The sequence below is a fragment of the Pseudomonas sp. RP-B7 genome (assembly GCF_059803535.1).
Genome location: NZ_JAPFHC010000017.1, coordinates 106,531 through 116,429, shown reverse-complemented (window position 1 = coordinate 116,429; position 9,899 = coordinate 106,531). Strand labels below are relative to the sequence as shown.

Genomic DNA, 9,899 nt, shown 5'->3' with positions numbered 1-9,899 from the left:
CACGGATGGGTGGGGCGCGATCCGGGGTGGGAAGGGGGTGTTTATCAGTGCGGATGAGCAGGGTAAGGCGCAGGGGCGGCAACTCGATATGGCCGCAGCCATTGCGCAGTTGGAGGGCGCGTTATCCTTGGCTCGCTCCATGGCTCAAGCGGCCAGTAGTGCTCAGGTGAACCCCGGTGACATCGACAGCCAACGAGGCTTGCAAGCGCGTCTCAAAGGCCTGGCGCAGCCCTGTGTTTTGCTGCACGCCCCAGAGGGCATCGGCGTGCTCAGCCCCAAGGCGGTCTGCGTGGCTTCCGGTGCAGAAAGCGTAGGCATCATGGCGGCGCACAACACCGACATCAGCGCTGGGCATAACATCACCGCAGCGGCCGAGGGCGGTGTCAGCCTGTTCGCGCAACAGGCCGACCTGCAACTCAAGGCGGATCAAGGCAAAGTCGAATTACACGCACGGGGCAACAGCCTTCACGCGTTGGCGAAGACCGACATCAAGATCGAAAGCCTTGAAGGTCGTGTCGAGATCAGTGCCCCACAAGAGTTGGTCTTCAACTGCGCAGGTGCCTACATCCGCCTCAAGGGCGGTGATATAGAGCTCGGCGCTCCCGGCAATATCTACCTGAAGGCCGCCGCCGTAGAAAAACGCGGCAGCACTCGCCTCGATACCCCTGCATCGCCGTTGCCGACAGGGTATGCCGGTGGCTACACGTTGAAAGACGCCACCCAGGCGGTCATGCGCTTTAGCCGTTACCGGATTACCACCGCGCAGGGGGAGGTGTTCAGCGGGGTGACCGATAAAGACGGCAAGACCATGAGTGTTCATACGCTTTTGCCGGGGGCGTTGAGAGTTGAACTGCCAGAGTCCGAAAACTGGATCAGTTTTTTCCCTTCAAATGCACTGAAGTATGAAGGCATAAAGTGTACTGCGACGATGGGTGATGGAACGGTTCTACAAGGAGAATTTGATAGCGAAAACAAAGCGAGCTTTTACTCATTTGCAGCAAAAAACTGCATCAAATTTGAAGTGGAAAACCTGGACTTTCAGGCGGACCAGCAAAGCGGCGCAGAAAACCTGCTCAAAAAACTATCGGAGTAAATAACATGGACGTTTTTTACCGAGACTACTTAGCGCAGAAAGCACATCCAATTGATGACAACACACTCGAATCGGCACTCCAAAGCTTTGAAGGAGCGGCGCTAAGCTTTTCTTCGGGCTTCATCAATGATGCAAAACAGCGCGATAACTACAACCAAAACGTCAAAAGGATCAGAGCGGAAGTACTAACGCAAGTAGAGTCCGGAAACGTTTCGGTAAAAGAGGCTGCAGAATTTTGCTATGAAGCGCGAAACAAAATCATGGCGGAGACCAGAAAGCGTACATCGGTGCCAGGCCGTGCTATTGCGCAGAGCAGAAAAAGCATTGCTCCCACTCTAGAAAAGCTTCTGAATGAAAAGTCCACCAAGAAATTTGGAAAAATATTTACTGAGCTGAATTCTGAACAAAAGACCTCAATGTATTACGAGATTGTCGAGTCATCAGCCAGACCCGATGCAAGATTCAACACCCTTAACAAGGCGCTAAGGGTCTCAGGAAAGGTGCTGATTGTCGTCACTATCACTTACGCGACTTATGAGATCATCAACGCGGACAACAAGCCAAAAGAGGCTATCAAGCAGGGTATTACGATTGCCGGCGGAGCCGCCGGAACTTCGTTGGCGGGCCTGGCCGTATCCACCGTCTGCGGCCCGGGCGCACCGTTTTGCGCAATCGGTTTAATGCTGGCGGCTGGCGTAACATCTGGATGGGTTGCCTCGAAGCTGGCTGACTCCATGGACGATGAGATAGAAGAGTTTACCAAGTGGAAAATCAACTAGAGCAAAGAAAGCTATGGTCGGCGCTCTCTGATTTATTTGTAGACGCCAAAGTCGATTACAAGCAAATCGCAGAAGCACTAAAAGACTTCTCTATTGAAGAGATTGAATTCGCTTTATTTGAGAGAGTAGCTCCTGTTTGCATCGGCAACATGCTCGCCCCCATCCCTCCCATTTGGTGGTACTTCGACGAAGACCAATTAGCCTCAGACATTGAGGCCCTGATAAGAAAAAGGGCTCGACAGGGAGTCATCGGCAAATGCGCATGTGCGGTGCAGAGGTGCCTGATACGACGTATTGGCTCGAGTACATGGGCCGAACTAAAAGCAGAAATTGAGACAGCCAAAGCAGCCAAAGGAATGACTTGCAGGAGCCAATGAACGATAGCATTGAGCAATCACTCAAACCTTACTCCGACCCAATGTGGGAGGAGACAGTCAAATCGCAGCACCGTCCCTCCTACACTTCAATGGTGTCCGTTCAAGCCTTACTTCATGCTGGTGAACGCCAACTTCACCCCAATGGCAATCAACACCGCCCCCATCGTCCGATCAAACCAGTGCCCCATCCGCGCAAACCCTGCACGCACGCGCTGTTGGCTAAACAGCATGGCCACCAGGCAGAACCACACCGCCGTGGCCACTGCCAGGTACAAGCCATAACCCGCCTGGATCGCCAACGGCGTGTGCGGGTTGATCACTACGGTGAACAGTGACAGGAAGAACAACGTCGCCTTGGGGTTCAGGCCATTGGTCACGAAGCCGGCAGTGAACGCCCCGCGCGCGGTGCGTTCGCCGACTTCAGCGTGCAATTCACCCTCGGCCGCAGGCTTGGCCGGCTGTGCGCGCAGGGCCTTGAAGCCGATGTACAGCAGGTAGGCCGCCGCCGCCCACTTCAGGGCGTTGAACAACACGATGGACTGGGACACGATCAAGCCAATGCCGAGTAGCGAGTAGCCCACGTGCAGGAAAATCGCCGAGCCGACGCCCAGCGCAGTCCAGGTCCCGGCGCGGCGGCCGTGGGTAACACTTTCCCGTACCACCACGGCGAAATCCGGGCCGGGGCTGGCCACTGCCAACAAGTGAATCAGTGCCACGGTCAAAAACTCGGCGACGTACATGCTCACTCCAATTCAAGTAACTGATTATTTCATCTGATAGGCTCGGGAGATTACGCCTTCGAACCCTGTCGCAAAAGGTACAGTTGATGACGAACAATCGCCGCGCCGTCTTCCTCGATCATCCCTCACTGGATTTGGGAGACCTCGACCTCAGCGAGCTGCGAAACAGCTTCAGCGAACTGCAGCTGTTCGAGCAGACCACGCCGCAGAACGTGATCGAACGCCTGCAAGGCGCCCAAGTGGCGATCAGTAACAAGATTGCGCTCAACCCCGAAACCCTGGCCGCTTGCCCCGAGCTCAAGTTGATCCTGGTGTCGGCCACCGGCACCAACAACATCGACCTCGAAGCCGCCCGCGCCCATGGCATCACCGTGAGCAATTGCCAGGGCTACGGCACGCCGTCGGTGGCGCAGCACACGATCATGCTGTTGCTCAACCTGGCGACGCGCTTGAACGATTACCAGCGGGATGTCAGCGCCGGCAAATGGCAGCAAGCCAAGCAGTTCTGCCTGCTGGATCACCCGATTGTCGAGCTGGAAGGCAAAACCCTCGGCCTGCTTGGCCACGGTGAATTGGGCAGCGCCGTCGCGCGCCTGGCCGAAGCGTTTGGCATGCGCGTGCTGCTCGGCGCGATTCCCGGGCGCCCTGCCCGCGCCGACCGCGTGCCGCTGGACGAATTGCTGATGCAGGTCGACGCCCTGACCTTGCACTGCCCGCTGAACGAACACACCCGCGGCTTTATCGGCGCCCGCGAACTGGCACTGCTCAAGCCCGGCGCCTTTATCATCAACACTGCGCGTGGTGGCTTGATCAATGAACAGGCCCTGGCCGACGCGCTGCGCGATGGCCATCTGGGCGGCGCGGCGACCGATGTGCTGAGTGTAGAGCCGCCGGTCAACGGCAATCCGCTGCTGGCCGGCGACATCCCTCGACTGATCGTCACGCCCCACAATGCCTGGGGCAGTCGCGAAGCACGCCAGCGCATCGTCGGCCAACTGGCGGAAAACGCCCGGGGCTTTTTCAGCGGTGCCCCGCTGCGGGTTGTGAGTTGATAAACTGCGCCCCTTTTCAAGGAGCAGACCATGGATCCGCGCAGTGAAGTACTGCTTCGTCAGGCCGAACTTTTTCAAGGCAACGTGCTGCTCGTCGGCTTGCCTGCCGATGATCTGCTGGGCCGCCTGCCCAACGCCCACGGCTGGTGCTGGCACGCCGGCGACCAGGCGGCGCTCGATGCACGCTTCCCCGAGCGCAGCCAGTTCGGCGTGAATGTGCCCGAGCGGGCATTTGATGCGGCGGTGATCTTCCTGCCCAAATCCAAGGATCTCACCGACTATCTGCTCAATGCCGTGGCCGCTCGTCTGCCCGCTGCGGAGCTGTTCCTGGTGGGGGAAAAAAAAGCCGGCATCGAAAGCGCCGCCAAGCAGATGACCCCCTTTGGCAAACCACGCAAGCTGGATAACGCGCGGCACTGCCAGCTGTGGCAAGTCACCGTGACAAACGCACCGCAAGCGATCGAACTGGAAAGCCTGGCTCAGGTTTTCGAAGTGCCACTGGCTGAAGGGCCGCTGAAGGTCGTGAGTTTGCCGGGGGTATTCAGCCATGGTCGCCTGGATCGCGGTACGGAACTGCTGCTGGAGCATCTGGATAAACTGCCGAGCGGTCACCTCCTGGATTTCGGTTGTGGCGCGGGCGTGCTCGGTGCTGCGGTCAAGCGTCGCTACCCGCACAACGCGGTGACGATGCTTGATGTCGATGCGTTCGCCGCGGCCAGCAGTCGCTTGACCCTGGCTGCCAACGGTCTGGAAGCCGAGGTGCTGACGGGCGACGGAATCGACGCTGCGCCGATGGGTTTGAACACGATTCTGAGCAATCCGCCGTTCCATGTCGGTGTACACACCGATTACTTCGCCACGGAAAACCTGCTGCGAAAAGCGGCGAAACATCTGGCAAAAGGCGGCGAACTGCGCTTGGTCGCCAACAGTTTCCTGAAGTACCAACCACTGATCGAAGAGCATCTGGGCGTGTGCGCAATCAAGGCCGAAGGCAATGGCTTCCGCATCTATCGCGCCAAGCGCGGCTGACGGGCGTTTGAAAAAGAAGGCTTGCCGAATGGATTCTGCCTAGGCAGAATCCGCTCCGTCCTAGGGGAGTAGTCTCCCACGAGCGCCATGCTCGTCCGGCATACGTCAACATACTTGGTCAACAGGCCATGGCGTATGCGACCCAGGTGTCCGCACAGACGGACCAGGGTTTGACAAGACCTATGACACGCACACCTTACCCGGGGCGGGAAGGCTGTACGTGTCATAGCCGTGTCGACCCGCCCCTGGAAACCTACCTGATGCTGGATTCATTACTCGTTCCTACCGCAATCGTTGCCTTGGCCGAAATCGGCGACAAGACGCAACTGCTCGCGCTCATCCTTGCCGCACGCTTTCGCAAACCCTGGCCGATCATCGCCGGCATCGTCGCCGCGACCCTGGCCAACCATGCGGCCGCCGGTGCCGTGGGGGCGTGGTTTGGCAGCTTCTTCTCGGATGCGGTGCTGCACTGGATCCTCGCAGCGAGCTTTTGCGCCACCGCGCTGTGGACCTTGGTGCCGGACAAACTCGATGACGACGAAGCCAGCACCACCCGCAAGTTCGGGCCGTTCCTGACCACGCTGATCGCATTCTTCCTCGCCGAAATCGGTGACAAGACCCAGATCGCCACAGTGATGCTGGCGGCACAGTATCCCGAGTTGTGGCTGGTGATTATCGGCACGACGCTGGGCATGCTGATTGCCAACGTGCCGGTGGTTCTGGCGGGAAATTTTGCGGCGGAGAAGCTGCCGCTGACCTTGATTCGGCGATTGGCGGCTACGGCGTTTTTCGTACTGGCGGTGGTTGCGGTGTACAAGGCCATGCAGAGCAGCGGCTGGATCTAAGACTCCAACACCAATCCAATGAGGGAGGGCTTTTGGCTTTCTGCGCAAACTCGTTCAGTTCATAACCTGCAACGGCGCGCTGTGTGCGCCCTGGCCGAAGGGTCAGGGCAGGATTCTCCACGGCGCGTCTTTCGGCAATACACACAGGGGTAAGCCAGTGCGCGAGCCTTTGCGGAATTATCTGAAGGAACACTTCAGATCTGGATACCACAAACGTGTCATAACCCTTTCTACGCAATGAGAGGTACCGATGGACACGTCATATTCAGTTTCTTCGTCCAACGCCGTGCAACGAAAACAATCAAGCGAGGATAATAAAGAGCAAGCCGCCTATAACAATGCGAGCGACCCTGCCTATCAAGCGGCGAACGCTGCGCCTTACATGGCGAATGTGCCATTTACGTACAACAACAACTCTGAACCCTCCACATCGGAGCAGCGCTCGATCAGCGTTAGCTCGATTCCCCAAGGCGACGCGGGCGGTATGTCCCGTCACCCTGAGCAAAGGGGCGGCGGTGGTTCCAGCTATCAGCGCGGTCCCACGCCAGAACAAATCCGCTATGAGGCCCAAGGCCGTGAAGGACCGATTCAATACGGCAGCCCTCAATCATCGTCTGCGCCAACCAAGGTTGACCTGAATAACGGACTCAATGATGGGAATGTTCGAATTAAATACTCCGCAGGGCGCCCGAATGGCTCAAATACAACCCACGAAAGGCTGTCGATTGAAACCGGCCAGGGAAATGATGCGGTTTATGTTACCGAGGGGCGAAATGGCGGAGTTCTTGCACAGGTAAACGGGCGGTCTTACGAGATTCCTTTTGAGGCAAACAGGCGGAATCAACAGACCATTGATGTCAAGACTGGCGATGGGAACGATTCCGTCGTTATTGATAACAGACTCGCACATAACGTCAACATCGACCTTGGAAGGGGCGATGATAGCGCGTTCGCCGGATCTGGAAGGACCAAAATCTACGGAGGGCCTGGCCAGGACAATATCAATCTGGGAAGTGGCGAAGGCTACGCTGAAGGCGGTGATGGGGATGACTTCATCACTGGTGGCTCAGGACATGCAACGATTTACGGTGGACCTGGCAGTGATGAGATACGTGCGGGTGGAGGGCCAGATACGAAAATCAACTACGTGGACGGGGGAGACGGCAGGGACCTCATCTATGGCGGGAGGGGTCGTAACGTGTTGTTTGGAGGGAACGGAGATGACTACATCTACGCGGGTGACAGCAGCACTATTGTTCCAGGCAAAGGTAACGACTGGGTGCAGACACACTCCAGGAATGATCATGTCATTGGGGAAAGAGCAGACGATCTTAGTCACGTCCACCCATCGTCGTCCTTTGAGCACACAATACCCTCCCCTGATGCCGGCGCGCGCGGCATTAACGTCCAGGGTAGTCCTTCGTTCACTCAGCGCGTGAATGATGACCTGGAGTCCCTGAGAAGCACTCGGGCCGGGCAGGAAACCCTGAAAATCATAGATTCGCTTGATGCACCTGTGACCCTGAAAGAAGGCGTATCAGGTAGTTTCTATTATTACGACGACCCGGGCGGGCGTCGCATGACCCCCCCGGAGCAGGGTTTGGCGCGCACGCCTGGCGTAATAAAAAACGGTGTTGCAGGCACTCCGGCGCAAAACCCAGCGGTTGAGTATGACCGATCATTCATTGCTCCCGGGCACCAGCGGCCTCCACTGGTTATTCTTCAACATGAACTTTCCCATGCGGTCAACGGGGGGCGGGGCACGATTCTGCCGGGGTCATCGCTAGTCTGGAATGGCCGTGGTCTGGAATGGGAGGCGAATTATGAACGCCAGGCGGTAGGACTCCCCACATCGAGCTATTTTGACTTTGACCGCAATCCCCGGACGCCGCCTACCAACACCAATCCCTGGCCTTACAACGAAAACGCGCTCCTCAACGAGCTTGGGTTGCCGCTGCGGCAAAGATACGGAGACTAGCTCATCAAGGCACCATACAAATGGCCTGGCGCAAAAGACGATGGCGCTTTTTCAGAGCCCCCCAATAGCAGTGTGTCAGTACCTTCTTCATTAACTGACACCTTGCTAACGGGGTGCCCCCCACAACATTTGGGGGGCTATAGGAACTGGGAGATCAGGATTTCTTGGCCTGCTGATACAGCGGCATCACTTTTGGAATCGCCGCTTGCAACGAGGCGATTCGGCTGTCCGACGCCGGGTGAGTGCTCATGAACTCCGGTGGTGCACCTTCCGAAGCCTTGGCCATTTTGTTCCACAGCGTGATCGCCGCATTCGGGTTGTAACCGGCGCGAGCCGACAGCTCCAGGCCGATCAAGTCTGCCTCGTTTTCATTGGCTCGGCTGTTGGGCAAAGTCATGCCGTAGTTGGCCACGGTATCGGCCAATGCCAGGCTGTCCTGGCCCAGGCCGAACAACGCGCCCGCGCCCTGCTTCGCCATCTCGATGCCATACGCCTTGGACATGGCTTCGCGACCGTGCTCGCGCAAGGCGTGGGCGATTTCATGCCCCATCACCGCCGCCAGCTCGTCATCGGTCAACTTGAGGTTGTCGATCAAAGCGCTGTACACAAAGATCTTGCCGCCAGGCCCGCAGTTGGCGTTCATTTCGTCGCTCTTGATCAGGTTCACTTCCCACTTCCACTGCGCCGCATCGGGGCGGAAGGTCGGTGCCTGGGCGATCAAGCGGTTGGCGATGTCCTGCACGCGCTTGGCGTTGGTGCTGGTCTTGTCCAACTGGCCCTTGCTGCTGGCTTCACCCAAGGTCTGCTGGTAGGACTGGGCATACATCTGGTCGACTTCCTGACTCGACAGCATGCTGAACATGTATTGCTTGCGCTCAACCCCGACGGCGCCGCCGCTGGTGGTGTTGACCGACTGGCAACCGGCCAGCAATAGCGCCGCTGCCAGTACGTTTATTGCCAATGATTTCTTCATGAACACTCTCCCTGAAAACATGGCGCGTATCGTAGGCGGTCATTTGTATTGGCGCCAGATACAACAGACGTGTAGCCGGATAATTTCAGATACATCTCACATGCCGCTCAACCGGGCGTCAAACACTCCGGCCCGTTCAGCTTCGGATCATTGACCATATTGGCCAATACACGCTCACGCAACGCACCAGGCTCGCTGGCCAGCAACGCCTGAAGCGTGTGCAAGGGCGTCTCCGGATTGAGCCACGCCTCCTGCCCTGCCGCATCCAGAATCAACGGCCGCCGCTGGCTTTGCGCGGCCTGGGTGACCACTGCCGTGCTCAGCCACACTTGCTCCTGCACAGGGTACGCTTCCCAGATCGCCGCAAAAAACAGCGTAGAGCCCTCCCCCGGCGTCAGCCAGTACGGGCGCTTGCGTTGGGTTCCGCGCCATTCGTAGAACCCGTTGGCCGGTAGCAGGCAGCGGCGCTGGCGAAATGCCTCGCGAAACATCGGTTGTTCGGCAAGGGTCTCGGCGCGGGCGTGGGCGGGGGTACGCGAAAGGTCAGTCAGCCACGGCGGCGTCAACCCCCAACGGGCACGGGCCAGGGTGCGCTGGCCGGCGTCGGCGCGCTGGATCAGCACCGAGTCATTCGGAGAAATGTTCCACTGGGCCTGCTGATCGGCCGGAAAACCCGGCAAGGCAGCAAAGGAGGGATTCCAGCGAAACAGGGCATAACGTCCACACATGGGGCAACACGACTCTTGGGTAAACCGACCGACAGCCTAACAGACCAACACGTCGGGGAAGCTGTCGGGTTCATCGCCCGCCACGGGCTGTGCACCGATATAGGCGGTGATCAGCGCGCGGGCATTGGCGGCCTGGTCGTTATCCACTTCCAGGCCCAGCAGGCCGAAGATCGGCAGCTCGCCCGTGCCGCCGAGCAAATGCCGGCCAACCAGATGCGCCTCGATGCCCTCGCTGGCGAGCATCTGTTGCAACAACTCGCCTTCCATCAGGTTTTCCGGCTCGTAGATTCGCTGCATGGACCCAC

Annotated in this window: 11 protein-coding genes and 1 riboswitch; of the genes, 7 read left to right on the top strand and 4 right to left on the bottom strand. The window is 58.2% G+C overall.

Annotated elements, in window-relative coordinates; translation table 11 throughout:
* From OPU96_RS17215 to OPU96_RS17205, 3 genes are all read left to right on the top strand, one after another.
* Positions 1–1,093 (top strand): DUF2345 domain-containing protein (locus OPU96_RS17215; RefSeq protein ID WP_498559397.1); only part of this gene is annotated, 1,093 nt, incomplete at its 5' end.
* 5 nt (positions 1,094–1,098) lie between these two features.
* Entirely contained in the window at positions 1,099–1,872 is a 774-nt protein-coding gene (locus tag OPU96_RS17210; protein WP_498559396.1) for a hypothetical protein, read from the top strand.
* Positions 1,857–2,249, top strand: a complete 393-nt coding sequence (locus OPU96_RS17205) for a DUF7079 family protein (protein WP_498559395.1) — start codon at positions 1,857–1,859, stop codon at positions 2,247–2,249. Before OPU96_RS17210 ends, OPU96_RS17205 begins: the two co-directional genes overlap by 16 nt.
* 107 nt (positions 2,250–2,356) lie before the next feature.
* Here the strand turns inward: OPU96_RS17205 and OPU96_RS17200 are convergent, their stop codons facing one another.
* Positions 2,357–2,989, bottom strand: a complete 633-nt coding sequence (locus OPU96_RS17200) for a LysE family translocator (protein ID WP_192297644.1) — start codon at positions 2,987–2,989, stop codon at positions 2,357–2,359.
* A gap of 86 nt (positions 2,990–3,075) precedes the next feature.
* Here OPU96_RS17200 and OPU96_RS17195 point away from each other — a divergent pair, with 86 nt between their 5' ends.
* From OPU96_RS17195 to OPU96_RS17180, 4 genes are all read left to right on the top strand, one after another.
* Positions 3,076–4,041 (top strand): 2-hydroxyacid dehydrogenase, encoded by a 966-nt coding sequence (locus OPU96_RS17195; protein ID WP_498559394.1) that lies wholly within the window; start codon positions 3,076–3,078, stop codon positions 4,039–4,041.
* Positions 4,042–4,071: 30 nt separating this feature from the next.
* Complete coding sequence (locus OPU96_RS17190) at positions 4,072–5,070, top strand: methyltransferase (RefSeq protein ID WP_226456462.1); 999 nt, start codon at positions 4,072–4,074, stop codon at positions 5,068–5,070.
* Between the two features lie 50 nt (positions 5,071–5,120).
* Positions 5,121–5,242: riboswitch (yybP-ykoY riboswitch) on the top strand.
* An 88-nt stretch (positions 5,243–5,330) separates the two neighbouring features.
* The gene (locus OPU96_RS17185; protein ID WP_016974259.1) at positions 5,331–5,915 is read left to right on the top strand and encodes a TMEM165/GDT1 family protein; all 585 of its coding nucleotides are present in this window, start codon (positions 5,331–5,333) and stop codon (positions 5,913–5,915) included.
* A 250-nt stretch (positions 5,916–6,165) separates the two neighbouring features.
* Complete coding sequence (locus OPU96_RS17180) at positions 6,166–7,893, top strand: M91 family zinc metallopeptidase (protein WP_498559393.1); 1,728 nt, start codon at positions 6,166–6,168, stop codon at positions 7,891–7,893.
* A gap of 154 nt (positions 7,894–8,047) precedes the next feature.
* Here the strand turns inward: OPU96_RS17180 and OPU96_RS17175 are convergent, their stop codons facing one another.
* The 3 genes from OPU96_RS17175 to OPU96_RS17165 form a co-directional block, all read right to left on the bottom strand.
* Complete coding sequence (locus tag OPU96_RS17175; RefSeq protein WP_498559392.1) at positions 8,048–8,866, bottom strand: M48 family metallopeptidase; 819 nt, start codon at positions 8,864–8,866, stop codon at positions 8,048–8,050.
* A 107-nt stretch (positions 8,867–8,973) separates the two neighbouring features.
* A complete protein-coding gene (locus OPU96_RS17170; protein WP_192297651.1) occupies positions 8,974–9,594 on the bottom strand; it encodes an SOS response-associated peptidase in 621 nt (206 codons plus the stop codon).
* Between the two features lie 36 nt (positions 9,595–9,630).
* Entirely contained in the window at positions 9,631–9,891 is a 261-nt protein-coding gene (locus tag OPU96_RS17165; RefSeq protein ID WP_192297652.1) for a putative signal transducing protein, read from the bottom strand.
* Positions 9,892–9,899 lie beyond the last annotated feature (8 nt).